The organism is Pseudomonas sp. NPDC079086 (genome assembly GCF_044542155.1).
Taxonomy (GTDB): Bacteria; Pseudomonadota; Gammaproteobacteria; order Pseudomonadales; family Pseudomonadaceae; genus Aquipseudomonas.
In genome coordinates this window covers 666,586-691,230 of sequence record NZ_JBITTY010000002.1, presented here as the reverse complement: position 1 = coordinate 691,230, position 24,645 = coordinate 666,586, and the positions used below count along the sequence as shown (strand labels likewise).

The window sequence follows — 24,645 nt, the reverse complement described above, 5'->3', positions numbered from 1 at the left end:
GCACTGATCCATAGTGGGGAGTTGCGTGGCAGGACGTTAACCCATGTATGGCAGACTGCCAATCATAGGTTATTCTGCTCTGTGTAATAACAGCATTTAGTGGTAGATTTGATGTAAATAGACATTGAGAAATAGGAGGCCGTGATGAGCGCATTGATTCGACCGGTTGCCGACGCCGATGCGGTGCTGGCCAAGGCGCTGCTCAATACTCGTGAACAACTGGGCCTGACCCAGCAGGAGTTGGCGGACATCGTTGGTGTACACCGCACGGCTATCTCGCGTTGGGCCGACGGCGGCTTGCGAGTACATAGCAAGACCGGTGAACTGGCCCTGTTGCTGATTCGCGTATACCGCTCATTGTTTGCCCTGTTCGGTGGCAATCTGCCGGATATGCAGCATTTTCTGCGCACCGATAACCGCCATCTGGATGCGCCGCCTTTGTCCTTGATGCTGCAAGTGCAGGGCCTGGTGCGGGTGGTGGAGTACCTCGATGCGATTCGCGGCAAAGGCTAGAAGCTGTTTATGACCTGCTGCGCGTCGGTCCTGCGGCGTTAAAAACAGGCTCGGAATGCTCATGTACAGCTCGCTCGTACACTCCGCTTCCTCGCCTGTTTTTACCTTGCGGTACTCTAGCTCGCGAGGTCCTAAACAGCTTCTAAACATCAAGCTACAAGCGCAGCACCCAACAATAATAAAAGTTAAGGACAACGCCACCATGGATATCTGGCAACACTGCCAAGGCCCGGCTCAGATCAAGCCGTTGCGTGGACGTCTGGTGCGTCTGGTCGAGAGTCAGGCCCAGGTCGCCACTCTGCAACTGGTCGATACCCTTGCCGAGCAGGCGCTGCTCGAAGAGCTGCTGGAAACCAGCAAGCCGCCGCTGCCGCACAGTGCCGAGCCGCTGCATTACCTGCTGAAAACCCCGTTCCGTTATCCACCGCTGCGCTGGGGCTCGCGTTTTGGTTCGGTGCATGAGCCAAGCCTGTTTTATGGCGCACTGCGTGTCGACACCGCGATGGCCGAGGCGGCGTATTACCGGTTTCTGCTCTGGGATGGCATGAGTATCGCGCCGCCCAGCGGGCGCATCCTTTCCGAGCATTGCACCTTCGAAGCGCGCTATCAGGTTGAGCGCGGCATTCAGTTGCAGCATCTGCCGTTTGCGGATTTTCAGGCTGAGCTTTGTCATGCCAGTGCTTATCAACCTTGTCAGGCACTGGGTGCAGCCATGCGCGGGGCAGGGGTTGAGGCATTCGAATATCGTTCGGCGCGCTGTCCGCTCAAGGGCAATAATGTTGCGCTGTTCGTCCCTGGTGCGTTGGCAGAAAAGCGCCCACGTAACCTGCTGAGTTGGCTGTGCGAAACCACCGACGACTATGTCGCTTTCAAAAAAGCTCAGGTGCCGGATACCCCAAGGGTCTTCCGTCTGGATGCGTATCAGGTGGATGGTCGCCTGCCACGCCCGGCCTAGATGGGGCGGCTTTTTCAGGGCATTTTGCCCTGAAAAAGGGCAGTGCGACGGCGTGACGCAGCAACTTGTGCACAATTGCGATGCGCGTTGTCAAGCTGCATGCAGTGCTTGACGTAAACCCTTGATTCTTTTTATTGATTTTATAAGTCAATGAAATATATGGTTTTTTTGTGCTGGTGAAAAAATCACCAGTTTGACCTTGGGCCCCACACCATAGGCGCTGAGAGTGCTTGCTCCCATGTTATCCACCAAGTTATCCACAGCTTCTGTGGATTAACTCAAGCGCTTGCTCTAGACCGCTGGTTAGCCCTTTTTGCAAGGCTTTACCTTGGTGAAAAAAGGAGTAAAGTTGCGCGCCTTCCCGGCTACCACTGCTTTTTATGCCTCGCGCAATCACTCGACTACCTATCGCTGCAACCGCTGTTCCTCGCCTGCCCACCCGTGTGGCGCTCTGGCTACTGGACAGTCCTCGACTCGGTCATGCTCCCAGCGTTAAACGCTTTGCAGGCCACTTGCTCAAGCAGCCTGCCTTGCAGGGTGTGGTGCAGGCGCAAAGCCGACTGGGGCAAATGCTCTGCCGTGATTGCGGCAATCCACGTGATCGGCGCATGGGTTTTGAGCTGCTGCGTCAAGCCGCCCGCGCTGGCGATATGGGCGCCCAGCTTGAACTCGGCCAGCTGTATAGCCAGCGGCGCAACAATGAACCGCAGCAGGCTCGCCATTGGCTGGAGCTGGCTGCGGGGCAGGGTTCGGCAGAGGCGCAGCAGCTGCTTAAGCAGCTCTGACGGAAAGGGAGCAGGCCCTAAGAGTACTGGTTATACTGCCAGTACTTTTATGCGGAGCTGCTTATGCCCATCGATCTGTCCACCGCGTTGGCACCTGCGCTGCTCGGTTTTGCCGCCGCAGCACTTCCTCTTCTATATATGGCCTGGTCACTGCAACGCCGCCTGGCCAGCCAGCAGCTGGAATTCGGCCTGCTGCAGGAGCGCCTGAGTAACGCGCAGTTGGCTCAGACCGGTCTCGCGGCGCAACTGGATGATTGCCGTGAGGACATCGCCGAGATCAGCGAGATCAAGGCTGATCAGCAGGCTGAACTAGCGGCGCTGCGCCGTGAGGCCGACCTGTTGCAACAAGAACGACAGATTGCCCGCGAAGCGGCCCAGGCCTGGGCCGGCCAGCGCGAACAACAGGAAGGCGAAATACGCCGTCTGGACGCTCAGCGTGCCGCCCTCAGCGCCGAACTTAAAGAACAGCAGGACAGCCATCAGCAGCGCTTGAGCGACCTGCAAGGTTCGCGCGATGAACTGCGTGCGCAGTTTGCCGAGCTGGCTGGGAAGATCTTCGATGAGCGCGAGCAGCGCTTTGCCGAGACCAGCCAGCAGCAACTCGGCCAGCTGCTCGACCCGCTCAAGGAGCGTATCCAGTCCTTCGAAAAGCGCGTGGAAGAGAGCTATCAGCAGGAAGCTCGCGAGCGCTTTTCCCTGGGTAAGGAGCTGGAGCGTTTGCAGCAGCTCAACCAGCGTCTGGGTGATGAGGCGACCAACCTGACCCGCGCCCTAAAGGGCCAGAAAACCCAGGGAAATTGGGGCGAGCTGGTGCTGGAGCGGGTGCTGGAGCACGCAGGCCTGGAGAAGGGCCGCGAATACCAGACTCAGGTCAGCCTGAAGAGTGCTGACGGCGAGCGCTTCCAACCAGATGTGCTGATTCAGTTGCCGGGCGATAAACAGGTGGTGGTGGATGCCAAAGTCAGCCTCACCGCATACCAGCAATACATTGCAGCCGAAGACGACAGCAGTCGCCAACAGGCGCTCAAACAGCATGTGCTGTCACTGCGCAGCCATTTAAAGGGCCTGTCGCTCAAGGACTACCAGCGCCTGGAGGGCCTACACAGCCTGGATTTCGTCCTGCTCTTCGTGCCGATCGAAGCGGCTTTTGCTGCGGCTTTGCAGGCAGATCCTGGCTTGTTTCAAGAGGCCTTTGATCAGCATATCGTGATCGTCAGCCCGACCACGCTGTTGGCCACCTTGCGGGTGATCGACAGCCTGTGGCGGCAGGAACGGCAGAGCCAGAACGCGCGGGAAATCGCCGAGCGTGCTGGCGCGCTGTACGACAAGTTCGTTGCCTTTATTCAGGATCTGGATGAGATGGGCGCCCGGCTGCAGCAACTGGATAAGGCCTATGCCGGTGCACGCAATAAGCTCTGCGACGGGCGCGGCAATATCATCAGTCGGGTGGAAAATCTTAAGCTGCTTGGCGCTCGCGCCAGCAAAAGCCTGCCTGTCGAGCTGCTCGAGCAGGCGGCCGGGGTGATGGTGCTGGATGATGACGCAGCTGAGTAGGGCGTATTGCTCATGCCGTGGCCTGGGCTTGTTCAGCCGCCGCGCGTTGCGCCGCTGGTGAGTTGGCCAGGTACTCCAGTGCCACGTGGATATCGCCTTCGGTGCGTGGGTGATAGCTTGGGTTGAAATAGCGCAACACCGAACGGCCAATGCTGCCCATGCGTGGCAGCAGGCCGCGTTTACCCAGGTGGTACCAAAGGCGCAGAAAACCTGGGCGATAACGGGTGATTGGGTCCTGGCGCATCATGGTTTTCATCCCGGTGCTGAACAGAAAGATCAGCGCCGGTGTGGCAATCAGCATATACACCCAACGCATCAGCAGACTGCCACCAATATGTACGTGTAGATCATGGGCCACGCTGCGATGCTCGACTTCCTCGGCGCCGTGCCAGCGCAGCAGGTCTAGCATCACCGGGTCGGCATGGTCGAGGCTGCGGGTGGTGATAATCCAGTCGCCCAGCACGCAGGTGAAGTCTTCCATTGCAGCGATCAACCCGACCCGCTGACGCAGCCACCAGGGCTGCAGAAAGCGGCTGATGGTGTTATCGCCCAGCGGGTGGTCGCACAGCACGCGCTCGAACAGCCAGTGGATCGGTCCGGTGAACGGTGTCGGATCAATGCCATGGCGCAGCAGGTAGGGCGTTAGCGCGCTGTCGTGAGCGCGGGCGTGCTGCGCTTCCTGTTTGACAAAGCCCTGTACGTCCTCGCGCAGTTGCGGGTCGGTGACCAGCGGCAGAGCTTTGTTGTAGACCCGGCAGAACCAGAACTCGCCGGCCGGCAGGATCAGATGCAGGCTGTTCATGATATGCGAGGCTTCCGGCTCGCTAGGTACCCAGTGCAGCGGCGTGTTGGCAAAGTCGAAACGTACTTTGCGTTGTTCTAGGCGATGCTGTTCGTTCATCTCGATTCTCCTTATCGACCTGCCAGGTTTCTGCCGGCGGGCATATTGCTGCCTGCATCGCTGTGGATATGGGCGGTAAATTCACGTAGCCAGGCTGCCAGCTGCTGCGGCTCGGCCAGCAGTTGCCAATGCCCGGCTTCGACCTCGCGCCGCTGTAGCCTGGGCGCCCAATGCTGCAGCTGGTCGAACAGTTGTGGGCGTACGAAGCGGTCGCGTGTTGGCACGATCAGTTGTACCGGCACCTGGGTGTGGCGCAGGCGTGGCGTGAACAGGCTGCGGATAAAATTGGCGCGGTACAGCTTGACCCCGTGTACACCGTCAGAGCGTTGGCTGCTGCTGATCGGCACATTGCGCAGCCCTTCGACCTTGCGTAGTAGCTGCGGCCAGGCACGGTCCAGGCCCACACGCCAGGTCAGTTCGGGCAGCAGTGGGGTGTGGAACAGCGCGATATACCAGGAGCTGAACAGTTGCCCGAGCACTTGCAGCAGTGCGCGCGGAGTCTTCTGCTTGAGCTTGTCGCGCATCCAGTGGCCAACATGGTCCAGGCAGGGCCCGGAGATACTGGTGTAGGAAGCCAGCAGTGGCTGGATGCGCCGCTCGGTGACCGCTTCCCATGCCTGAATCGAACCCCAGTCATGGGCCACCAGGTGCACTGGCTGATTGGGGCTAAGGCTCTTTATCACCGCTTCCAGATCATTGGCCAGCTTTGTCAGGTGATAGTCCAGGCGCTTACCTGGAATATCCGAGGCGCCAAAACCGCGTACGTCGTAGGCAATGATCTGGTAGTCACTTGCCAATTCGCGCACCAGTGGCAGCCAAATTTCATGGTTGTCCGGGTAGCCGTGCACCAGCAACAGAGTCGGGCCGCTTGGCTTGCCCCAACGGTAGGCCGCCAGCTGCACGGCATCGCCCTGAACCCACAGCTGTTCGGCCTGCAGCTCTTTATATGGCAGCACTGCTGGTGCGTTCATACGGCTGCCCGATGCAGAGTGAGGGTTAGTGAGTAGCGCTGGGTGATAAAGGCGAGGTCGATGGGCATGCAGCGTCTCCGGATTGTCATGGCTGACCGTTACATCATTTGATATATCGGACAGTGTTGGGCGCTCGGGAGGTATCTGCCTAGCCAACTTTTGGGCTAACAGCAGGGCCTGTTACGGTGTTACTGAGGAGGCTTGAGCCCCTCTGTAATAGGGCTATGCGCGGTTTGTGCGTGGGCAGATGAGCTGCTTGGCAAAGCAAGTCCAGCCCTTGGTTGGGGGTGTCTTACAGGGGCGGTTATGCAAGCAGCAGTAAGGCCGCCGCACCGGCCAACAAGCCGGTAGCCATCACTGGCAGGGTCATCAGTGCCAGCTTGCGGCCGCCGATCAGCGCCACCAGAAAGCCTTTGACCACGCTGTTACTCAGCGCGGCGAGAAATATTCCCTGCACGGCCACCTGGGCATCCAGTTCGCCCTGGGCGCTACGGGCCAGCGACAGGGTGATGGCATCCACATCGGCCAGCCCCGAGAGCAGCGCCACTAGATAGACGCCGACATCCCCGAGCCAGCGCTGAGCGCCTTCAACCAGTAGTAAAATCAGCGCGAGTAGGGCGGCAAAGCGTAGCGCCGGGCCCAGCTCGAAGGGGTTTTTCAGCGGCGGCTCAGCCTGTTCCTCACTCTCCGTGCCGGCGCGTCGGAAGTACAGCAGCGCGCCGCCGGCATACACCAGGGTGGCGATGCCCAAAGGCCAGGCCAGCTGCGGTAATAGGCTGGCATTGACCAGGCCAACCTCAAGCAGGATGCGCGGAAACATCAGCGCCGAGGTGGCGAGCAGTCCGCAGGCCAGAATGGCTTGTAGATTGCGGCCTGCTGCCAAGCGGGCCAGGGTCACAGTCATGGCGGTGGAAGACACCATGCCGCCGAGTAGAGACGTGATCAACAGGCCGCTGCGCATCCCCACCAGGCGAATTGCGACGTAGGCAGCAAAGCCGATGCTGGCGATCAGTACCACCATCCACCAGATGGCGTAGGGGTTGAAGGCGTGCCAGGGGCCGTAACCCTGATTGGGCAGTGCCGGCAACAGTACCAGGGAGATAAACAGCAGCTTCAGCGCGCCAGAAAGTTCCGCTTCGCTGAGCCGCTGCAGGGCGCCGTGCAGGGATTGTTTGAGGCTTAGCAGCAAGGCCACCGCCACTGCCCCGGCCGCCGCCAGCCCGGCATAACCGGCCATGGCCAGGCTACCGAGCAGAAAGGTGATCAACAGAGCCACTTCGCTGGTCAGGCCCAGATCGCCCAGGCGCTGCAGTTCGCCAAAGTAGGAGGCCACCACCAACAGGGCAAAGCCGCTGAAGATCACCGCCCAGGCGACTACGCCGAAGTGTTCGCCCAGGAGCATGGCAAAGGCGCCGAGCAGGCTGCTCAGGGCGAAGGTGCGAATCCCCGCAACCAGCTGGGAGTCCTCGGTATTACGCCCCTGCCAGCCCCGTTCGGCGCCAATCAGCAGGCCGGCGGCCAGGGCGCTGGCGAAATTCAGCAGGGTGTCGAGGGCTTCCGGCATGGGCGCGTCCTGGGTGAAGAGTGTTGGCAGTTTAGCCAGCGAGTGCCTGGCTGTATTGCGGTAGGTCAGTTTGCGCTGTTATCGCTGCGCAAGATTGTTCAAGACGTCGCAGCCGCAATGCGCCAGGCTGTGCAGCAAAGGAGGGCGCATGAGCCGTTTGCAGCAGTTTCTCTATGGAGTTCGCGACAGTATCCCGATGATTGTCGGCATTCTGCCGTTTGGTCTGATCTATGGCGCGCTGGCCAGTCTGGCCGGGCTTAGTCTCGGGCAGGCGATCGGTATGTCTCTACTGGTGTATGCCGGTTCGGCGCAGTTTATTGCCATCAGCCTACTGACGCTTGGCAGCGGCGCGTTGGTGATTCTGCTCACCACACTGGTAGTCAATCTGCGTCATGTGCTTTACAGCGCGGCGCTGCAGCCTTATGTGGGCAGGCTGTCGCAGCGTTGGCGGGTGCCGTTGGCGTTTGGCCTGACCGACGAAACCTTTGCCGTGGTGCAGCGCCGTTATCTGGCGCGCGGCATGACCGAGCATGGCCAGTGGTATCACGCTGGTGTGGCGTTGGCGTTGTACCTGTCCTGGGTGTCGAGCTCGCTGGTTGGTGCATTGTTTGGTCAGAGTGTGCCGAACCTGGCGGGCTGGGGGCTGGACTTTGCCATGCTGGCGACCTTTATCGGCATTGTGGTGCCGGTGCTGCGTAATCAGCCACAGATTGCCGCTGCCCTTGTGGCCGGTGCGGTGGCGCTGCTGTGCCATGCCTGGCCGTACAAACTGGGACTGATGGCCGCTGCGCTCAGCGGTATTGCGCTTGGTGTGTGCCTGGAGCGACGCAAAACGCCAGCGGTTGTTGGGGAGGGCGCGTGATGGATACCTGGCTGCTGATTCTCGGTATGGCGCTGATCACCTTCGCGATTCGCTACAGCCTGTTTGCCTTTCCCGACCTGAGTTTCTCGCCGCTGGTGCGCCAGGGTCTGCATTACGTGCCGACTGCAGTACTGAGTGCCATCGTGTTCCCAGGCATGCTGATTCCCGATGGTCAGCAGTGGGCGTTCAGTCTGGACAATGCTTATCTGCTGGCGGGCCTGGCGACGATTGCCATCGCCGCGCTGACCCGGCATCTGTTGGCCACCATCGGTGGTGGCTTGCTGGTGTTCTTTATAGTGCGTTGGTTGTTGGGTCAGTTGCCCTTGTAGGCATGGGGTATTTACCGCCTGCATTTGTAGATAAATGCAGCAAAAGGCTTGTTTCGCTGTGGCTTTGTGAGGTGTTCTTGCAGTCAAATGCCTAACAACCCGCTTGGCCACTGCAGACAGGTACACGGACGATGACCGAACACTCTCAATTCGCATTGCTGGGTAAAAAGCGTTTTTTGCCGTTTTTCATCACTCAGCTGTTGGGTGCTTTCAACGACAACATCTTCAAGCAATCACTGATTCTCGCCATTCTGTTCAAGATCAGCTCCGGGACCGATAAGGCCTTGTTGATCAACCTCTGCGCGCTGCTGTTTATCCTGCCGTTCTTCCTGTTCTCGGCCCTTGGTGGCCAGTTTGGTGAGAAGTTTGCCAAGGACTCGCTGATTCGCAAGATCAAGTTCGCTGAGATCGTGATTATGTTGTTGGGCGCAGCCGGTGTGCTGCTCGGCAACCTGCCAATGATGCTCGCGGTGCTGTTTGCCATGGGCACCCAGTCGGCGCTGTTCGGCCCGGTGAAGTATTCGATCCTGCCGCAGCACCTTGAAGAGCAAGAGCTGGTGGGCGGTAACGCGCTGGTGGAAATGGGCACGTTCCTGGCCATCCTCGCCGGTACGATTGGTGCAGGTATCATCATGGCCAGCAGTGGTTACGCGCACATCGTCGCGGCCTGCGTGGTGCTGGTGGCGGTGTTTGGTTATCTGGCCAGCCGGAGAATTCCCGCCGCATCGGCAGCGATGCCGCAGCTCAAGCTGGATTGGAACATCCTGCGCCAATCCTGGCTGATCATGAAACTCGGCTTGGGCCAACGCCCGGCCGTGTCGCGTTCGTTGGTGGGCAACTCCTGGTTCTGGTTTCTCGGCGCGGTGTACCTGACGCAGATTCCGGCCTATGCCAAAGAATGGCTATACGGCGATGAAGGCGTCGTGACCCTGATTCTCACCGTATTCTCGGTTGGCATTGCCTTAGGCTCGATGCTCTGCGAGCGTATGAGCGGGCACAAGGTGGAAATCGGTCTGGTGCCATTTGGCTCGATCGGTCTGACCCTGTTCGGCATTCTGCTCTGGTGGTTTTCCGGTGGTTTCCCCGAAGCTGCGGTCGCACACACCTGGCTGGAAGTACTGAGCTATGGGCAGGCCTGGTGGATTCTTGGCTCGATTCTCGGCATCGGTCTGTTCGGTGGTTTTTATATTGTGCCGCTGTATGCGCTGATCCAGTCGCGCACCGTGGAGCATGAACGGGCGCGGGTGATCGCGGCCAACAACATCCTCAATGCGCTGTTTATGGTGATCTCGGCGATTGTCTCGATCCTCTTTCTTAGCGTCGCCGAACTGTCGATCCCGCAGCTGTTCCTGACCATTTCGCTGATGAACATCGCGGTCAACAGCTACATCTTCAAGATCGTCCCCGAATTCAGCATGCGCTTTATGATCTGGCTGCTCAGCCACTCGATGTATCGGGTTGAGCATAAGGGGCTGGAAGCAATTCCTGATGAGGGTGCGGCGGTGCTGGTGTGCAACCACGTGTCGTTTGTCGATGCGCTGCTGATCGGTGGCGCGGTACGCCGGCCGGTGCGCTTTGTCATGTACTACAAGATTTACAACCTGCCGGTGCTCAACTTTATCTTCCGCACCGCCGGCACTGTGCCGATTGCTGGGCGTAGCGAAGACCTGCTGATCTATGACGCGGCGTTCAAGAAAATCGCCGAATACCTGCGCAATGGCGAAGTGGTGTGCATCTTCCCGGAAGGCAAGCTGACCACTGATGGTGAGCTGAATGAGTTCAAGAACGGCATCGAGCGCATCGTCGAAGCTAACCCGGTGCCAGTGATTCCCATGGCGCTGCAGGGCTTGTGGGGCAGCTTTTTCAGCCGTGATCCGCACAAGGGCTTGTTCAAGCGCCTGTGGTCGCGCATCACCCTGGTGGCCGGTACGCCGGTTGCGCCCGAACTGGTCAAGCGCGAGTTGCTGCAGGCTCAGGTTGCTGAGTTACGAGGTGAGCGGCGTTAAACAGCTGAGATGAAAAAGCCCGCCAATTGGCGGGCTTTTTTGTGCAGCTTAAGCGGCTTAGTGGCTGAGTTTTAGCCCGATCAGGCCGCAAACGATCAGTGCCACGCTGGCGATACGCAGCAGCGTTACGGCCTCGCCAAACAGCATGATGCCGGCAATCACCGTCCCCACAGCGCCGACACCGGTCCAGGTTGCATAGGCGGTGCCCAGGTGCAATTCCTTCATGGCCAGGCCAAGCAATGCCAGGCTGACGATGATCGCCGCAACAGTCAGTAGAGTGGGGAGAGGGCGGGTAAAACCGTCGGTGTATTTCAGGCCAACAGCCCAGCCTACTTCGAACAGGCCGGCCAGCAGCAGAATGAACCAGGACATACAAACCTCCAATAACAGATAGAGGGGCCGTCCCGTGGTGATCACTCGCAGAGTGGTGAGGTCGTCCTCACGCTGTGCAGTATTTTGCACGCTGGCAGAGTTAGGGCAAGCCGCAGAGGACCAGTGGTCTGTTTCTCTGGTTCCTCTACGGCCGTGCAGCGGCTTAGATCCCCTGCGGAATCTCTTCGCCGCCCAGGGCTTCGAATAGCGCCGGGAGGAAGTCCACCAGGGTCAGCATCATCAGGGTGAAGCTGGCGTCCTGCTGGCCGAGGTCGTCGTCGCCGCCGTCCTGTTCGGCCTGATCCTGCAGCAGGTCTTCAAAGCGCAGGCGCTTGACCACCAGCTTGTCGTCGAGCATGAAGGACAGCTTGTCCTGCCAGGCCAGGGACAGTTGAGTGACCTGCTTGCCTGAACTCATGTGCAGCTGGATTTCGTCGCTGGTCAGGTCTTGGCGCTTGCAGCGCACTACGCCGCCATCTTCATGGGTGTCACGCAGTTCGCATTCATCCAGCACGTGGAAGTCTGGCGCGGCTTGCTGAACTTTGACCCAGTCGGTGAGGGTGGCGCTCGGTGCGATCTTCACGGTCAGTGGGCGTACCGGCAGCGAACCCATAGCTTCACGCAAGGTCGAAAGCAGGTCTTCGGCGCGCTTGGCGCTGGCCGAGTCGACCAGGATCAGGCCCTGTTTCGGCGCGATTGCGGCGAATGTAGCGGATTTGCGGATAAAGGCGCGTGGCAGGAAGGTCTGCACGATCTCATCCTTGAGCTGGTCACGCTCCTTTTTGTAAACCTTGCGCATTTGCTCGGCTTCGATCTCGTCGACTTTTTCCTTCAGTGCATCACGCACCACGCTGCCGGGCAGAATGCGTTCTTCCTTGCGGGCGGCAATCAGCAGGAAATCACCGCTAACGTGCACCAGCGGTGCATCGCCGCCTTTGCCGAAGGGCGCGATAAAACCGTAGGTGCTGAGTTCCTGACTGGCGCACGAGCGGGCCGGTTTGGCTGAGAGGGCCGTTTCGAGCGCCTCGGCATCAAACGGGATGTCCTGGGTGAGGCGATAGACCAGCAGGTTACGAAACCACATAAGAGGGTGAATCTCCATTAGTTGAGCTGCCAGCAGCGGCAAGTATCACAAGTCGTCAGTACCTGATGCAGGTGCTGCTTCAAGTTGTCAGAAGCCGTATGACCGGTCGTACAACCTGCTCGTTTCATTCGGAGCGCATTATTCCCCCGTAGAGTGCCTGAGGCCAAGTCTGCGCTAAGCCTTTGCTGCACCAATAAAAAATTTTCAAAACAGTGCTTGCCAAGGTGCAGATGGCTCTCTAGAATGCGCCCCACTTCGAGAGTGAAGGGTGATTAGCTCAGCTGGGAGAGCAGCTGCCTTACAAGCAGCGGGTCGGCGGTTCGATCCCGTCATCACCCACCAACTCGCTTTTTGAAGTTACGCGCAGCGGTAGTTCAGTCGGTTAGAATACCGGCCTGTCACGCCGGGGGTCGCGGGTTCGAGTCCCGTCCGCTGCGCCATTTTTTACTCGCTTCATTCCCTCTGTGACGCATCGCAATACCTCGCAAAATCCTTTCTGAATAATCCGCTAAACATCTGAACTTATACGCATTTTCTGCCTCCTAACACGGTAGCCAGTGATCGTAGCAGCCTGCTAAGCTCGCGCTTTCACCCCATTAGCCCTAGGGCGTACCGGACAAGGAACAAGCATGAAACAGCATCGTTTAGCAGCGGCGGTCGCCCTGGTAGGTTTGGTTCTCGCAGGTTGCGATTCGCAAACCAGCGAAATCACCCTGGAAACCCCAGCACAGAAAGCTTCCTACGGTATTGGCCTGAACATGGGCAAAAGCCTGGCTCAGGAAGGCATGGATGACCTGGATTCCAACGCCGTTGCTCAAGGTATCGAAGACGCCATTGGCAAGAAAGAACAGCGCCTGAAAGACGAAGAGCTGATCGAAGCCTTTGCCTTCCTGCAGAAACGTGCCGAAGAGCGCATGGTTACGCTGAACGAAGAATCGGCCAAAGCCGGCAAGAAGTTCCTCGAAGACAACGCCAAGCGTGACGGTGTGACCACCACCGCTTCCGGCCTGCAGTACGAAGTGGTGAAGAAGGCTGACGGCGCTCAGCCGAAAGCCACTGATGTGGTGACTGTTCACTACGAAGGCAAGCTGACCGATGGCAGCGTGTTCGACAGCTCGGTTGAGCGCGGCAGCCCGATTGATCTGCCAGTGAACGGCGTAATCCCAGGTTGGGTTGAAGGCCTGCAGTTGATGCACGTTGGCGAGAAGTACAAACTCTACATTCCAAGCGAGCTGGCTTACGGCGAGCAGAGCCCGACACCGGCCATTCCAGCCAACTCGGTGCTGGTGTTTGATCTGGAGCTGATTGCGATCAAAGACGCAGCCACTCAAGAGTAATTTCTAGCGTTTCCCGCAACGCCCCGTCTCGACGGGGCGTTGTCGTTTCTGCTGTTCGCAATCTGCACTTTTCGCTTGACTGGAGGGTCTTAAAAGACGTGTGTAGGGTGTGCGGTGTTACGGTTATGCACATTTCTGAGATTGACCGTGACGGGTTAGGGTAACTCTCTTGAAGAAACCCTTTGCCATTTTTAACTTATTGATTTATATGATTTTTTACTGTGTGGGCAAAAAATGTCCGATCTGTTGCGAGGCCGCATGGGCTGGGCGTTTGCCAGGGTTATCGAGAAACTGTTCACAAGGTTATCCACAGCTTTAGTGGATAACCTTGGCCAGCCCAGCGGGAGCGCGGGGTTGCCGGGAGAGAGCGATGAAAACACCGAAAAATTTCGCGCGTTACCAGTTTTTGGCAAAGCGTTTCCTCAAGACCGGACGGTTACCTGCGCTGCTGTTATCAGTCGCTCGAAAGCGTGAAAAACTCGGTAGTGGCTTTATCGAGTTGGCCGACCAGCTGAAACAGCTGCAGGCGCTTTGCCTGGCTTGGTGGCGCGGCGAATATCGGGCAATCGATTCTCGGGCGTTACTGGCGGTGGTGGCGGCCTTGCTGTACTTCGTTACGCCGCTGGATGCCATACCGGACTGGTTGTTTGGTATTGGTCTGGTCGATGACCTGGCCGTGCTGGCCTGGGTGTTACGTACCTGGCAGGAAGAGCTGGCTGCTTTTCAGCAGTGGCGAGCGGCCCAGGCTCCAGAGGTGCTGCGAGTAGTTGAGCGGCTACCAGAGTTGGATGAGTCGCTAACGCCGCTGCAAGGGCGCGTGGAATAGCGGAGGGCGAATATTCATATCTCGTTGAGCATCTGCTTGATCAGGCCTTGGTCACGCAATTGTTGCAGTGTCTTGTCCAGTAACTCAGCACTGATTGGTAATTGCGGGCTGTAGGTGCAGTGCATGTCGTAGTGTTCAATCACCCAGGGGTTTACCTGCAGCGGTGCATCTGCGCGCTTGGCTAGCTGGAAGTTCAATGAGCGGCGCATATCGATGACCGCGTCCAAGCGTTGTTTGCGCAGTAGGTTCAGCCCGGCGCTGTGGTCGCGTAGATCCTGGCGGATGATCTGCTTACTGGCGAATCCCTTCATCAGCTCATCGCTATACACGTAACCCAGTTGAGTGCCGATGGTCTTGCCGAAGAGTTCATGCAGGCTGTTGATTGGTGCATGCTGACTGTGCAGTAGCAGCACGTCCTCTTCGCTGTAGAGCGGGGCAGACCAGTGGTAGAGCTCGGGTTTGTCTAGCCATTGCGGGTTGCTGTTACAGATCACATGGATACGTCCGCGCTGCATAAATTCATCGATGCGTTTGTTCGGCGTTTCGACGAATGCTGCTTTGAAGCCCAGTTGCTGGCTGGCCAGCTGGCCCAGCTTGTAGATGAAACCACCACGCAATTGCTGTTCGTGCACATCGACATAGGGCATACCGTCAGCCGTGGCAAAACCCCAGCGCAACTCATCTGCGCAGGCCAAACCACTGCAGCCAATCAACAGCATTGTTATCAGTGTGCGCAAAACCTGCCCCCAGCTGCCGCTTGATAACCTGAAGGCAGTATAGATCACGCGCTTTATCGTGCCGGGCTGTTAAGATGACCGCCTGTTCTGGAGTTGCTGAGAGTGATGGAAGTGCTCTGCATGGAGATTTACAGATGAATGTGCAAGTGATCGAGCGCGATGGCCAGCCGGAGTATGCGGTGTTGCCCTGGTCGCAGTATCAGGCCTTGCTGCAGGCCGCCGGGCGTGCGCCTGAGGTTGCCGCCGTGGCCGTGGCTGTTGATGCCTGCAAGCCTGCTCTGAGCCAGCTGACCGCTCTGCGCGAGGCCAAAGGCATGAGTGCCGAACAACTGGCGCGCAATGTCGGTATCAGCCCGCATTATCTGGGCATGATCGAGAGCGGCGAACGCCAGCCGGACGCCGCTATCCAGCGCGCCCTGGCCTGGCATCTTGGGGTCGACGGGTGGGAGGCGCAGCCTTGAGCGTAAGCATCAGTCGGCAACATTGGCAGGCGTTGCTCGGTGAGCTTGAAGATGCCCAGCGCCAACGTCACCTGCTCACGTATCGTGCGCTGATCGAGCGTCTTGCTCTGCCCAGTCCGGCCATGCAGACCCTGGCCGCCGCGCTGGAGCACCTGGCCGCACTGGATGCACGTGCCGAGCGCCCGCTGCGCAGTGCGCTGGTGATCAGCCAGGGCGCCAGTCGCTTGCCGCGCACCGGCTTCTTTGAATGCGTCAGCCGTTTGGGCCGCTTCAGTGGCGCGTCCGATGGTATCGCCGCAGCGTCCTGGCATGCCGCCGAAGTGGCTCGCGTGTTTGAGTTCAGCTACCCGGAAGACGCCTGATGTTCGGCGCACTGCGTGCGCGTATCGGCTACCTGCTGGCGCGTCGTTTGTTCCACTGGGCCTGGCTAGTTAAGCAACCACAGGCTTGGCGTTGGCTGGAAGGGCAGTTCGCCCGCATGGCCGCTCTGGGTGATACCCAGGCGCAAAGCTTCTATGGGCATATCCTGCTGTTTCGCGGCCAAGGATTAGGGGCGCGCAATGAAGGCCGGCGGTTACTCGGGTTGGCCGCCAAGGCTGGCGATGCCAAGGCTGCCTATCAGCTTGGTGTTCTGAGCCTGTCCGGCGATACCCAGCATGCGGCGGATGCGCCGAGGGCCATTGAGTGGTGGGCGCTGGCCGCACAGGCAGGACACACAGCTTCGGCCTATCGCCTGGCTGAGTTGTATCGCAGCGGTGCTGAGGGTGTGGCAGTCGATGAGGCGCAGGCTGAGCATTTTTCCGCACTGTCCAATCGACTTAGCGGCCTCTGACTCAGCCGTTTAACTTACGCCTTCAGGCCGCCGTGTCAGCCTGGGTGTCGATGATATGCAGGCTGTAACCCGGCACGGCCTTGGCGTGACGCTTGGCCTCTGAGGCCATAGCCGCCAGCTGACTGGCATCCAGTTGCGCGCACTGCTCGGGATGCACATGCACCACTCCCAGTGAGAGTGAGAGCAACGCGTATTCCTGGCGCTTGCCGCTGCGATCATGGGCGACAAAGCAGCCCGCATGCAGGTCTTCTTCACGGTAGAAGCGTCGGCACTGGCTCTGGAAGTCTTCCAGCAAGCGATTGAGTCGCGCGCGCCAGTCCTGCGAGCCGAGCACCAATAGAAAGTCATCACCGCCAATATGGCCGACAAAGTCCCGCGTCGGATCAACCCGATCGTTCAGGCACTGTGCCAGGCTGAGCAGCACCTCATCGCCTTTGGCGTAGCCGTAGATGTCGTTGAACGGCTTGAAGTTGTCGATATCCACATAACACACCACGGTTTCGCGGCCCTGCTGCAGCAAGCGAGTCAGGCACTGCTGGATCGGCACATTACCTGGCAGCAGGGTCAACGGGTTGGCGTAGCGGGCCTGCTGGATCTTCAGCTCGGTGATCAGCTTGAGCACATCGATAACCCGCCCCAGCCCGGCATAGCAGCCGTCCTCGGTGATGATGAAATCCTCTTCGATACGCTGGCGGGCGCGGCTGGTGAGCAGGCGGCTGACCTGCTGCAGCGACTGGCTGGACTCCACCGCCAGGTAGTCATCACTCATCAGGCGGCTGATTGGTTTGCGGGCGAACAACTCGTTGGCAAAAGGCTTGAACAGAGCCTCAGCCAGCGAGTGACGGTGCACGATGCCGACGGGTTGCTGTACCTGGTTGAGCACCGCCAGGGAATTCAGGTTGGCCTGGGCGCGAAACATCTCCAGCACTTCGCTGGTGGGGGTGCTCAAAGGCACTGCACGTTGCGGGTTGAGCAGGCCGCGTAGATCGCTGGCCTCTTCGCTGAGCGGGCTGCTGGTTGTAGCGTTGGGCAGAAGATTGATGGCGTCACGCGGTGGTTGTTCCTGCGGGCGGCAGAGCAGGTAGCCTTGCAGAAGGTCGACACCCATTTCGGCGAGCACGGCCAGCTCCTCTGGCAGTTCGATGCCTTCGGCGATTACCTGGGCGCGAGAGGCTTTGGCCATTTTCAGAATCGAGCCGACGAACTCACGCTTGACCGCGTCTTGGTGGATGCCGTCGATAAAGTGTCGATCGATCTTCACGTAATCCGGGCGCAGTTCCGACCACAGACGCAGGCTCGAATAGCCGGCGCCTAGGTCATCCAGCGCGATGGAAAAGCCCATGGCGCGGTAGTGGTGCAGGGCTGTGTCGAGCAGGGCAAAATCGTCGGTAGGCGATTGCTCGGTCAGCTCAATGACCACCTGACTCGGTGGAATACCCAGGGTTTGCAGCAGTTGCAGGGTGCGCCCCGGCTGGTGTTTGGGTTCCATCAGCGAGTCTGGCGAAACGTTGAGAAACAGCTTGCCTTCAAGTTTGAGCTGGCTGTAACGCTGGCAAGCATTCTTGCGGCAGAGCAGTTCCAGCTCACTCAGGCGGCCCGCGCTACGTGCTACAGCAAACAGGTTGATCGGTGAGTGCAGGGCGCTATTGGACGGACCACGGCTGAGAGCTTCGTAGCCAAGAATGCGCCGCTCGGAGAGCGAAAAGATTGGTTGAAACAGGCTATGCAGGTCGCCATTGGCGAGGATGCTGTCCAACGCGCTGAACTGCTCGGTGACGATCATGGCGGCTCTCTGTGCATAAAAAACGGGGACTGGTATGGCTACCAGTCCCCGTATTTCACGACAGTTTGATGACCCTTTGATGACGCTCGCTGTTTTACTGCTTGGCCAGGCGCGTGTTCAGGCCCAAGTAGTCGAGCAGAATGCGCCCGCTTTCGGCGAGGTAGGCATCATCTTCCGGTTTGGTTTTTTCATCTACCGGTAGCGCGTCTTCATCTTCTTCCTTGAGCTTGTTCAGCAGGGTTTCGCCTTTGGCTTTGCGGCGGCTGTTCTCGATGGCCAACTGCTGGCCTTCGATATCCGTCTGCTGGGCGCGGCGCTTGGTTTCATTGAGGCTGACGGTGGTTTCTTTCATCAGCTTCTGTGCCAATTGCAGACGTTCACGGGCGAAGGTGAAATCCGCGTTCTGTGCCGTACGGTTCTCGAAGCGGCTTTGTAGCTCTGCAAGGAACGGCTTGATTGGGTCCAGCTCCGGCTTGATCGCCGGTTTGATGCTGTCCCATGGCAGGGCCTCGGGCAGGGCGCTTTCGCCGATTTCCTTGTTGTCCATGATGTCTGGATAAAGGATGTCGGGAATCACGCCCTGGTGTTGGGTGCTCTGACCCGAGACGCGGTAAAACTTGGCCAGGGTTAGCTTCAGCTCGCCGTGGTTGAGCGGTTGGATGGTCTGCACGGTGCCTTTGCCGAAGGTCTGGCCACCGAGAATTAGCGCGCGGTGGTAGTCCTGCATGGCGCCGGCGAAAATTTCCGAAGCCGATGCCGACAGGCGATTGACCAGCAAGGCCAGCGGGCCCTTGTAGTAGATACCGGTGTTTTCATCGGCCAGTACATCGATACGGCCATCGCTGTTACGCACCAGCACGGTTGGGCCTTGGTCGATAAACAGGCCAGTCAGTTCAGTGGCTTCCTGCAGCGAGCCACCGCCGTTGTTGCGCAAGTCGATGACGACACCGTCGACTTTTTCCTTTTCCAGCTCGGTGAGCAGGCGTTTAACGTCACGGGTGGTACTTTTGTAGTTCGGATCGCCGGCACGGAAAGCCTTGAAGTCCAGATAGAAGGCCGGAATCTCGATGACCCCAAGCTTGAAGTCGCGGTTGTCGTGCTTGAGGTTGAGGATGGATTTCTTAGCGGCTTGCTCTTCCAGCTTGACCGCCTCACGGATGATGGAAACCACTTTGCTGGTTTGATCGTTCGGCGCGTTGCTCGCTGGAATTACTTCCAGGCGCACAGTGGAGCCTTTCGGGCCGCGAATCAGCTTGACCACTTCATCCAGGCGCCAGCCGATCACATCGACCATTTCCTTGTTGCCCTGGGCAACACCAATGATCTTGTCGGCGGGGGAGACCTGCTTGCTCTTTTCCGCTGGGCCAGCCGGTACTAAGCGCACGACCTTGACGTGTTCGTTATCGCTTTGCAGCACGGCACCAATGCCTTCGAGCGACAGGCTCATATTAATGTCGAAGTTTTCCGCGTTGTCCGGCGACAGGTAGGTGGTGTGCGGGTCGTAAGACATGGCAAAGGCGTTGATATAGGCCTGGAACACATCTTCGCCGCGTGTCTGCTTGAGGCGCGCGAGCTGGTTGTTGTAGCGCTTGGTCAGCAGCTCTTGAATTGCCTTGGGCTCTTTGCCAGCGATTTTCAGGCGCAGCACTTCATCTTTGACGCGCTTGCGCCAAAGGTCGTCCAGCTCGGCCAGATCCTTGACCCAGGGCGCGTTCTCGCGGTCGATCAGCAGGCTTTCATCGCTGTCGAGCTCAATCGTGTCGACGCCTTTTTCGAGCATGTTAAGGGCGAACTGCAGGCGGCTCTGCAAACGCTCCAGGTGGCGTTTGTAGATGGCAAAGCCGGGTTGCAGATCGCCGTTTTTCAGCAAGTCGTCAAAGCGCGTACGCCATTGATCGAACTCGGCAATGTCGGAGGCAATAAAGTAGCTGCGCGACGGGTCGAGCATCTTCAGGTAGCCCTGATAGATCTTTTCCGAGCGCTCGTCATTCAGCGGTGGCTTGTTGTAGTGATGGCGCTTCAACAATTCCACGACGTTGAGGCTGGCGATGACCTGCTCGCGGTCAGGCTGCAGGTATTCCCAGGAGTCGTCACTGGTTGTTTTCGCCGCGAGCGGTAGGGCGCTCAGGGCAAACGTAAAGGCGAGGGTGACGCTGAGTAGGGATCGCTTCATGCTAATTCGACGTGTGGGCAGTTGATAACGCATATTAGGCCGTCTTTAAGGGCGCCAGGTTCCATCGGCGCAATGCAAAAGCCCGGCGGTCAGCGTCGGGCTCGGTTCAAATGCACTATGGAGGCAGCGTGAAGGCATTGCAAGGCGTTGAAGGGCGTGTGGAATGGGCGCAGCACCCAGCTCCGGCCTGTGATGTAGGGGAAATTCGGATCCGTGTAGCGGCCGCTGGGTTGAATCGTGCTGACTTGTTGCAGCGCGCCGGGCTTTATCCGCCTCCGCCTGGCGCCAGCGAGGTGCTTGGGCTGGAGTGCGCCGGTGTAGTCAGTGAAGTGGGCGCTGGTTGTGACTGGAAAGTCGGCGACCGGGTTTGCGCACTGTTGACCGGTGGCGGTATGGCCGAGGAGGTGGTGGTCGATGCGCGGCATGCCTTGCCGGTGCCCGAGGGTATGACGCTGGCCGAAGCGGCGGCGTTACCCGAGGTGTACGCCACGGCCTGGCTTAATCTGTTCCAACTGGCGGCGTTGAAGCCTGGGCAGAAGGTGCTTCTGCATGCTGGCGCCAGCGGCGTGGGTTCGGCGGCCATTCAATTGTGCAGGGCCTTTGGCAGCCCTTGCTGGGTCAGTGTCGGCTCTGCCGAGCGTTTGACGTACTGCGAAAGCCTGGGTGCTCAGGGCGGCGTACTACGCGGTGAGGAGCAGCTGCAGGCACTGCGTGATTTTGCCCCGTTCGATGTGATTCTCGATCCGGTGGGCGGCAGCTACGCCGCGCTTAACCTGGATTTACTGGCTGTCGATGGCCGTTGGGTAAACATCGGTTTGCTTGGAGGGCGAAATGCTGAACTGGATCTGGCGCTGCTATTGGGCAAGCGTATTGCGTTGATCGGCTCGACCCTGCGCAATCGTGATGAGCAGTTCAAGGCCGATTTGTTACGCGATCTGCAGCAGTTTGTCTGGCCGTTATTTGCCGAAGGGCGGCTCAAACCGCAACTTCAGCAGGCTTATGCGCTCAAAGATGTCGAAGCCGCCTTTGCTGCGTTGGCGAGTAATCAGGTCAATGGCAAGCTGGTGCTGGTGATAGACCCAACATTGGTTTGAGGTGACGTTCGATTGGCTTACTCAATCGGTATGATGGCAGCAATCAATAAGCTTTTTTTGCATAAGGCGTTAAAATGCGCCCTGTAAATTTCTAACCCTCAAAAGGAACCAGAGATGAATCTCATCAACACCCAAGTTCAACCGTTCAAAGCCAACGCTTTCCACAACGGCAAGTTCATCGAAGTGACCGAGCAGTCCCTGAAAGGCCAGTGGTCGGTACTGATCTTTATGCCAGCTGCCTTCACCTTCAACTGCCCGACTGAGATCGAAGACGCTGCCAACAACTACGCCGCGTTCCGCGATGCTGGCACCGAAGTTTACATCGTCACCACCGACACCCATTTCTCCCACAAAGTTTGGCACGAAACTTCGCCAGCTGTAGGCAAGGCTGAGTTCCCGCTGGTTGGTGATCCGACCCACGCCCTGACCCGCGCTTTTGGCGTGCACATCGAAGAAGAAGGCTTGGCCCTGCGTGGCACCTTCCTGATCAACCCAGAAGGCGTGATCAAGACCGTTGAAATCCACTCCAACGAAATCGCTCGTGACGTATCGGAAACCCTGCGCAAGCTGAAAGCTGCCCAGTACACCGCTGCTCACCCAGGCGAAGTGTGCCCAGCCAAGTGGAAAGAAGGTGAGAAGACTCTGGCTCCTTCCCTGGACCTGGTTGGCAAGATCTAAATCTGCCCAAACCTTCCCTGGGCTTAGGCTCGGGGAGGGGAGTACTTAGCGCTGTCAGGGTCGAGACCCGACCCTAGTGGTGCCCGATGCCCGGGCGCGATCCGCTCGGGCATTTTATTGCCTGCCATTCCATGGCGGCCCCCTGCAGGCCGTCGCTACGCGACGTTAAAAATTGTTCCTGACAATTTTTTATTGCCCAGAATTTTTGTCATTGAGGACTATCCGCCATGTTGGACGCTAACCTGCAAACCCAGTTGAAGGCCTACCTGGAAAAGGTCACCCTGCCGTTCGAGATTGTCGCGTCCCTCGATGACAGTGCGAAATCCCAGGAGCTGCTCGAACTGCTCCAAACCATCGTTGGCCTGACCGACAAGATCACCCTGAAGACTGATGGCAGCGACGCTCGCCGTCCGTCGTTCTCGCTCAACCGCCCCGGTGCGGACATCGGTCTGATCTTCGCCGGCATTCCCATGGGCCACGAGTTCACCTCGCTGGTGCTGGCTTTGCTGCAGGTGGGTGGCCATCCGTCCAAACTGGATGCCGAGACCATTGAGCAGATCAAGAGCATTGAAGGCTCGTTCGAGTTCGAGACCTATTACTCGCTGTCCTGCCAAAACTGCCCGGACGTGGTCCAGGCGCTCAACCTGATGGCTGTGCTCAACCCGAATATCCGCAACGTCTCCATCGACGGCGCACTGTTCCAGGAAGAAGTCGAGCACCGCCAGGTGATGGCCGTGCCAAGCATCTACCTGAACGGCGAAGTGTTTGCCTCCGGCCGTATGGACGTGAAGGAGATCCTCGCCAAGATCGACACCGGCTCCGCCAACCGCGACGCCGAGAAGATGAGCGCCAAGGAAGCTTTTGATGTGCTGGTGATCGGTGGTGGCCCGGCCGGTGCCGCCGCTGCGATTTACGCTGCGCGCAAGGGTATTCGTACCGCAATTGCTGCCGAGCGCTTCGGCGGTCAGGTGCTCGATACCATGTCCATCGAGAACTTCATTTCGGTGAAGGAAACCGAAGGGCCGAAGCTGGTTCGCGCCCTGGAAGAGCATGTGCGTGAATACGAAGTCGACATCATGAACCTGCAGCGTGCCAATGCCTTGGTGCCCGCGACTAGCGAAGGCGGCTTGCATGAGGTGAAGTTCGAAAATGGCGCGAGCCTCAAGGCCAAGGCCCTGATCCTCTCCACCGGTGCCCGCTGGCGCGAAATGGGCGTGCCTGGCGAACAGGAGTACAAGGCCAAAGGCGTGTGCTTCTGCCCGCATTGCGATGGCCCGCTGTTCAAGGGCAAGCGCGTGGCGGTAATCGGTGGCGGTAACTCCGGCGTTGAAGCCGCGATTGATCTCGCCGGTATCGTTGCCCATGTGACTCTGCTGGAGTTCGCCGACACCCTGCGTGCCGATGCCGTGCTGCAGAAGAAGCTCTATAGCCTGCCGAACGTCACCGTGATCAAGAGCGCGCAGACCACAGAAGTCAAAGGTGATGGTCAGAAAGTCAATGCGCTGGTCTACAAGGATCGCACCACCGAAGAGCTGCACAGCGTCGAGCTGGAAGGCATCTTCGTGCAGATCGGCCTGTTGCCTAACACTGACTGGCTGAAGGGCAGCGTTGAGCTGTCGCGTTTCTGTGAAATCATCGTCGACGACAAGGGCGCCACCAATATCCCTGGTGTGTTTGCCGCCGGTGACGTGACAACCGTGCCATACAAGCAGATCGTGATTGCTATGGGCGAGGGCGCCAAGGCATCCCTGAGCGCCTTCGATCACCTGATCCGCAGCTAACAAGCTAGAAGCTCTACGTCGCACAAGAGCGGACAACCTTCACCGGTTGTCCGCTTTTTTGTGCGCTGCGCTCAGGCGGTTAACAGTGGTTTCCTGCGGCGTTGAGGGCTGGAGCGCCTGCGCAATAGCTGTCGATAGTTTTTATTATGAGCGACATATAATATTTATATTATGTATGTAATATGAATTGGCGCACTATACCTCCAGACAGCCTCACTACCCCCGCACACCCAGGAGACACACCATGAGCACGCATAACGAGAAAGGCACTGCATTGATCACCGGCGCTTCGTCAGGCATTGGCGCCACCTACGCCGAGCGCCTGGCGCAGCGCGGTTACGACCTGCTACTGGTGGCTCGCGATCTGCCGCGCCTGCAAGCGCTGTCTGCACGTTTGACCGAGCAGTATGGGGTGAAGGTTGAAGCACTGAAGGCCGACCTCACGGACAAAACTGACTTGCAGGCTGTTACCCAGCGCCTGCGCACTGACAAGGCCATCAGCACCCTGATCAACAACGCCGGTATGGCCATGAACGGTCAACTGGCCGATGCCGATCTCGACACTGTGGACCGAATGATTCTGCTCAACGTGGTTTCGCTGACTCACCTGTCCACCGCTGCCGCCGCCAACTTCACCGCCGCCGGGCGCGGGGCAATCATCAATATCGCCTCGGTAGTGGCTCTGGCACCGGAGATGTTCAATGCCGTCTACAGCGCAACCAAAGCCTATGTGCTGAGCCTAACCCAGACCCTCAACGGTGAAGTGAAGGCGCAAGGCTTGCAGGTCCAGGCCGTATTACCCGGTATTACCCGCACCGAGATCTGGGAACGCAGCGGTATGGATGACTCGGCATTGCCGGCGAGCATGATCATGGAGGTCGGTGAAATGGTTGATGCAGCGTTGGCCGGTTTCGACCAGGGCGAGCTGATCACTATTCCGTCGCTGCCTGATGCCGCTGACTGGCAGGCTTTTACCGATGCCCGCGGCAAGCTGGCGCCGAACCTGTCGCACAGCAGCGCGGCTGCTCGTTACAAGTAAATCGCTGG

The 24,645-nt window shown here is 58.7% G+C and carries 24 protein-coding genes and 2 tRNA genes; 18 read left to right on the top strand and 8 right to left on the bottom strand.

What is annotated here, in order from left to right:
* Window positions 1-144 precede the first annotated feature (144 nt).
* The 4 genes from ACIGEK_RS12775 (at window position 145) to rmuC (ending at window position 3,807) form a co-directional block, all read left to right on the top strand.
* Window positions 145-513 (top strand): antitoxin Xre/MbcA/ParS toxin-binding domain-containing protein, encoded by a 369-nt coding sequence (locus tag ACIGEK_RS12775; RefSeq protein ID WP_397493668.1) that lies wholly within the window; start codon window positions 145-147, stop codon window positions 511-513.
* A 202-nt stretch (window positions 514-715) separates the two neighbouring features.
* Complete coding sequence (locus ACIGEK_RS12770) at window positions 716-1,468, top strand: RES family NAD+ phosphorylase (protein WP_397493666.1); 753 nt, start codon at window positions 716-718, stop codon at window positions 1,466-1,468.
* 380 nt (window positions 1,469-1,848) lie between these two features.
* Window positions 1,849-2,253 carry a tetratricopeptide repeat protein gene (locus tag ACIGEK_RS12765; RefSeq protein WP_397493665.1) on the top strand — a complete coding sequence of 135 codons (405 nt, stop codon included), beginning with the start codon at window positions 1,849-1,851 and terminating at the stop codon, window positions 2,251-2,253.
* 189 nt (window positions 2,254-2,442) lie between these two features.
* Window positions 2,443-3,807 carry a DNA recombination protein RmuC gene (gene rmuC / locus ACIGEK_RS12760; RefSeq protein WP_397494013.1) on the top strand — a complete coding sequence of 455 codons (1,365 nt, stop codon included), beginning with the start codon at window positions 2,443-2,445 and terminating at the stop codon, window positions 3,805-3,807.
* Window positions 3,808-3,817: 10 nt separating this feature from the next.
* Here rmuC and ACIGEK_RS12755 read toward each other — a convergent pair whose 3' ends face one another.
* From ACIGEK_RS12755 to ACIGEK_RS12745, 3 genes are all read right to left on the bottom strand, one after another.
* Complete coding sequence (locus tag ACIGEK_RS12755) at window positions 3,818-4,708, bottom strand: metal-dependent hydrolase (RefSeq protein WP_397493664.1); 891 nt, start codon at window positions 4,706-4,708, stop codon at window positions 3,818-3,820.
* 11 nt (window positions 4,709-4,719) lie between these two features.
* A complete protein-coding gene (locus ACIGEK_RS12750; protein ID WP_397493663.1) occupies window positions 4,720-5,679 on the bottom strand; it encodes an alpha/beta fold hydrolase in 960 nt (319 codons plus the stop codon).
* 304 nt (window positions 5,680-5,983) lie between these two features.
* Window positions 5,984-7,243 carry an MgtC/SapB family protein gene (locus ACIGEK_RS12745; RefSeq protein ID WP_397493662.1) on the bottom strand — a complete coding sequence of 420 codons (1,260 nt, stop codon included), beginning with the start codon at window positions 7,241-7,243 and terminating at the stop codon, window positions 5,984-5,986.
* Window positions 7,244-7,391: 148 nt separating this feature from the next.
* Here ACIGEK_RS12745 and ACIGEK_RS12740 point away from each other — a divergent pair, with 148 nt between their 5' ends.
* From ACIGEK_RS12740 to ACIGEK_RS12730, 3 genes are all read left to right on the top strand, one after another.
* On the top strand, window positions 7,392-8,105 hold the full coding sequence (locus ACIGEK_RS12740; protein ID WP_397493661.1) for an AzlC family ABC transporter permease: 714 nt from the start codon (window positions 7,392-7,394) through the stop codon (window positions 8,103-8,105).
* Window positions 8,105-8,434: an AzlD domain-containing protein gene (locus ACIGEK_RS12735; RefSeq protein WP_397493660.1), complete on the top strand. Its 330-nt coding sequence runs from the start codon at window positions 8,105-8,107 to the stop codon at window positions 8,432-8,434. The genes ACIGEK_RS12740 and ACIGEK_RS12735 overlap by 1 nt, the downstream gene beginning before the upstream one ends.
* A 131-nt stretch (window positions 8,435-8,565) precedes the next feature.
* On the top strand, window positions 8,566-10,440 hold the full coding sequence (locus tag ACIGEK_RS12730) for an MFS transporter (protein ID WP_397493659.1): 1,875 nt from the start codon (window positions 8,566-8,568) through the stop codon (window positions 10,438-10,440).
* 57 nt (window positions 10,441-10,497) lie between these two features.
* Here the strand turns inward: ACIGEK_RS12730 and sugE are convergent, their stop codons facing one another.
* Window positions 10,498-10,812: a quaternary ammonium compound efflux SMR transporter SugE gene (gene sugE / locus ACIGEK_RS12725; protein ID WP_397493658.1), complete on the bottom strand. Its 315-nt coding sequence runs from the start codon at window positions 10,810-10,812 to the stop codon at window positions 10,498-10,500.
* Between the two features lie 163 nt (window positions 10,813-10,975).
* The gene (rdgC, locus tag ACIGEK_RS12720) at window positions 10,976-11,896 is read right to left on the bottom strand and encodes a recombination-associated protein RdgC (protein ID WP_397493657.1); all 921 of its coding nucleotides are present in this window, start codon (window positions 11,894-11,896) and stop codon (window positions 10,976-10,978) included.
* A 266-nt stretch (window positions 11,897-12,162) separates the two neighbouring features.
* On the opposite strand from rdgC, the gene ACIGEK_RS12715 reads away from it, so the two are divergent.
* The 4 genes from ACIGEK_RS12715 to ACIGEK_RS12700 all read left to right on the top strand — a co-directional run bounded on the left by ACIGEK_RS12715 (window position 12,163) and on the right by ACIGEK_RS12700 (window position 14,059).
* Window positions 12,163-12,238, top strand: a tRNA-Val gene (locus tag ACIGEK_RS12715).
* A 21-nt stretch (window positions 12,239-12,259) separates the two neighbouring features.
* A tRNA-Asp gene (locus ACIGEK_RS12710) sits at window positions 12,260-12,336 on the top strand.
* A 189-nt stretch (window positions 12,337-12,525) separates the two neighbouring features.
* A complete protein-coding gene (locus tag ACIGEK_RS12705; RefSeq protein WP_397493656.1) occupies window positions 12,526-13,233 on the top strand; it encodes an FKBP-type peptidyl-prolyl cis-trans isomerase in 708 nt (235 codons plus the stop codon).
* A gap of 370 nt (window positions 13,234-13,603) precedes the next feature.
* Window positions 13,604-14,059, top strand: coding sequence for a YkvA family protein (locus tag ACIGEK_RS12700; RefSeq protein ID WP_397493655.1), 456 nt, complete (start codon window positions 13,604-13,606; stop codon window positions 14,057-14,059).
* Between the two features lie 14 nt (window positions 14,060-14,073).
* Here the strand turns inward: ACIGEK_RS12700 and ACIGEK_RS12695 are convergent, their stop codons facing one another.
* Entirely contained in the window at window positions 14,074-14,796 is a 723-nt protein-coding gene (locus tag ACIGEK_RS12695) for a substrate-binding periplasmic protein (protein WP_397493654.1), read from the bottom strand.
* Between the two features lie 134 nt (window positions 14,797-14,930).
* On the opposite strand from ACIGEK_RS12695, the gene ACIGEK_RS12690 reads away from it, so the two are divergent.
* The 3 genes from ACIGEK_RS12690 to ACIGEK_RS12680 are packed head-to-tail and all read left to right on the top strand — an operon-like array spanning window position 14,931 to window position 16,089.
* On the top strand, window positions 14,931-15,257 hold the full coding sequence (locus tag ACIGEK_RS12690) for a multiprotein-bridging factor 1 family protein (protein WP_397493653.1): 327 nt from the start codon (window positions 14,931-14,933) through the stop codon (window positions 15,255-15,257).
* The gene (locus tag ACIGEK_RS12685) at window positions 15,254-15,619 is read left to right on the top strand and encodes a hypothetical protein (protein ID WP_160015055.1); all 366 of its coding nucleotides are present in this window, start codon (window positions 15,254-15,256) and stop codon (window positions 15,617-15,619) included. The genes ACIGEK_RS12690 and ACIGEK_RS12685 overlap by 4 nt, the downstream gene beginning before the upstream one ends.
* Window positions 15,619-16,089 carry a sel1 repeat family protein gene (locus ACIGEK_RS12680; RefSeq protein ID WP_397493652.1) on the top strand — a complete coding sequence of 157 codons (471 nt, stop codon included), beginning with the start codon at window positions 15,619-15,621 and terminating at the stop codon, window positions 16,087-16,089. Before ACIGEK_RS12685 ends, ACIGEK_RS12680 begins: the two co-directional genes overlap by 1 nt.
* A gap of 22 nt (window positions 16,090-16,111) precedes the next feature.
* Here ACIGEK_RS12680 and ACIGEK_RS12675 read toward each other — a convergent pair whose 3' ends face one another.
* Complete coding sequence (locus tag ACIGEK_RS12675) at window positions 16,112-17,872, bottom strand: bifunctional diguanylate cyclase/phosphodiesterase (protein WP_397493651.1); 1,761 nt, start codon at window positions 17,870-17,872, stop codon at window positions 16,112-16,114.
* Between the two features lie 94 nt (window positions 17,873-17,966).
* Window positions 17,967-20,045 (bottom strand): carboxy terminal-processing peptidase, encoded by a 2,079-nt coding sequence (locus tag ACIGEK_RS12670; protein ID WP_397493650.1) that lies wholly within the window; start codon window positions 20,043-20,045, stop codon window positions 17,967-17,969.
* Between the two features lie 128 nt (window positions 20,046-20,173).
* Between ACIGEK_RS12670 and ACIGEK_RS12665 the strand changes: the two genes are divergently transcribed.
* The 4 genes from ACIGEK_RS12665 to ACIGEK_RS12650 all read left to right on the top strand — a co-directional run bounded on the left by ACIGEK_RS12665 (window position 20,174) and on the right by ACIGEK_RS12650 (window position 24,637).
* The gene (locus ACIGEK_RS12665; RefSeq protein ID WP_397493649.1) at window positions 20,174-21,139 is read left to right on the top strand and encodes an NAD(P)H-quinone oxidoreductase; all 966 of its coding nucleotides are present in this window, start codon (window positions 20,174-20,176) and stop codon (window positions 21,137-21,139) included.
* A gap of 114 nt (window positions 21,140-21,253) precedes the next feature.
* Window positions 21,254-21,817, top strand: coding sequence for an alkyl hydroperoxide reductase subunit C (gene ahpC / locus ACIGEK_RS12660; RefSeq protein ID WP_339410645.1), 564 nt, complete (start codon window positions 21,254-21,256; stop codon window positions 21,815-21,817).
* A 227-nt stretch (window positions 21,818-22,044) separates the two neighbouring features.
* Window positions 22,045-23,598: an alkyl hydroperoxide reductase subunit F gene (gene ahpF / locus ACIGEK_RS12655; RefSeq protein ID WP_397493648.1), complete on the top strand. Its 1,554-nt coding sequence runs from the start codon at window positions 22,045-22,047 to the stop codon at window positions 23,596-23,598.
* Window positions 23,599-23,842: 244 nt separating this feature from the next.
* Window positions 23,843-24,637 (top strand): SDR family NAD(P)-dependent oxidoreductase, encoded by a 795-nt coding sequence (locus ACIGEK_RS12650; protein ID WP_397493647.1) that lies wholly within the window; start codon window positions 23,843-23,845, stop codon window positions 24,635-24,637.
* Window positions 24,638-24,645: the final 8 nt, after the last annotated feature.

Excerpts from the sequence above, each read along its gene's own strand:
- ACIGEK_RS12775 (WP_397493668.1), top strand. The coding sequence starts at position 145 with ATGAGCGCATTGATTCGACCGGTTGCCGACGCCGATGCGGTGCTGGCC.
- ACIGEK_RS12770 (WP_397493666.1), top strand. The coding sequence starts at position 716 with ATGGATATCTGGCAACACTGCCAAGGCCCGGCTCAGATCAAGCCGTTG.
- ACIGEK_RS12765 (WP_397493665.1), top strand. The coding sequence starts at position 1,849 with ATGCCTCGCGCAATCACTCGACTACCTATCGCTGCAACCGCTGTTCCT.
- ACIGEK_RS12755 (WP_397493664.1), bottom strand. The coding sequence starts at position 4,708 with ATGAACGAACAGCATCGCCTAGAACAACGCAAAGTACGTTTCGACTTT.
- ACIGEK_RS12750 (WP_397493663.1), bottom strand. The coding sequence starts at position 5,679 with ATGAACGCACCAGCAGTGCTGCCATATAAAGAGCTGCAGGCCGAACAG.
- ACIGEK_RS12745 (WP_397493662.1), bottom strand. The coding sequence starts at position 7,243 with ATGCCGGAAGCCCTCGACACCCTGCTGAATTTCGCCAGCGCCCTGGCC.
- ACIGEK_RS12740 (WP_397493661.1), top strand. The coding sequence starts at position 7,392 with ATGAGCCGTTTGCAGCAGTTTCTCTATGGAGTTCGCGACAGTATCCCG.
- ACIGEK_RS12735 (WP_397493660.1), top strand. The coding sequence starts at position 8,105 with ATGGATACCTGGCTGCTGATTCTCGGTATGGCGCTGATCACCTTCGCG.
- ACIGEK_RS12730 (WP_397493659.1), top strand. The coding sequence starts at position 8,566 with ATGACCGAACACTCTCAATTCGCATTGCTGGGTAAAAAGCGTTTTTTG.
- sugE (WP_397493658.1), bottom strand. The coding sequence starts at position 10,812 with ATGTCCTGGTTCATTCTGCTGCTGGCCGGCCTGTTCGAAGTAGGCTGG.
- rdgC (WP_397493657.1), bottom strand. The coding sequence starts at position 11,896 with ATGTGGTTTCGTAACCTGCTGGTCTATCGCCTCACCCAGGACATCCCG.
- ACIGEK_RS12705 (WP_397493656.1), top strand. The coding sequence starts at position 12,526 with ATGAAACAGCATCGTTTAGCAGCGGCGGTCGCCCTGGTAGGTTTGGTT.
- ACIGEK_RS12700 (WP_397493655.1), top strand. The coding sequence starts at position 13,604 with ATGAAAACACCGAAAAATTTCGCGCGTTACCAGTTTTTGGCAAAGCGT.
- ACIGEK_RS12690 (WP_397493653.1), top strand. The coding sequence starts at position 14,931 with ATGAATGTGCAAGTGATCGAGCGCGATGGCCAGCCGGAGTATGCGGTG.
- ACIGEK_RS12680 (WP_397493652.1), top strand. The coding sequence starts at position 15,619 with ATGTTCGGCGCACTGCGTGCGCGTATCGGCTACCTGCTGGCGCGTCGT.
- ACIGEK_RS12675 (WP_397493651.1), bottom strand. The coding sequence starts at position 17,872 with ATGATCGTCACCGAGCAGTTCAGCGCGTTGGACAGCATCCTCGCCAAT.
- ACIGEK_RS12670 (WP_397493650.1), bottom strand. The coding sequence starts at position 20,045 with ATGAAGCGATCCCTACTCAGCGTCACCCTCGCCTTTACGTTTGCCCTG.
- ahpC (WP_339410645.1), top strand. The coding sequence starts at position 21,254 with ATGAATCTCATCAACACCCAAGTTCAACCGTTCAAAGCCAACGCTTTC.
- ahpF (WP_397493648.1), top strand. The coding sequence starts at position 22,045 with ATGTTGGACGCTAACCTGCAAACCCAGTTGAAGGCCTACCTGGAAAAG.
- ACIGEK_RS12650 (WP_397493647.1), top strand. The coding sequence starts at position 23,843 with ATGAGCACGCATAACGAGAAAGGCACTGCATTGATCACCGGCGCTTCG.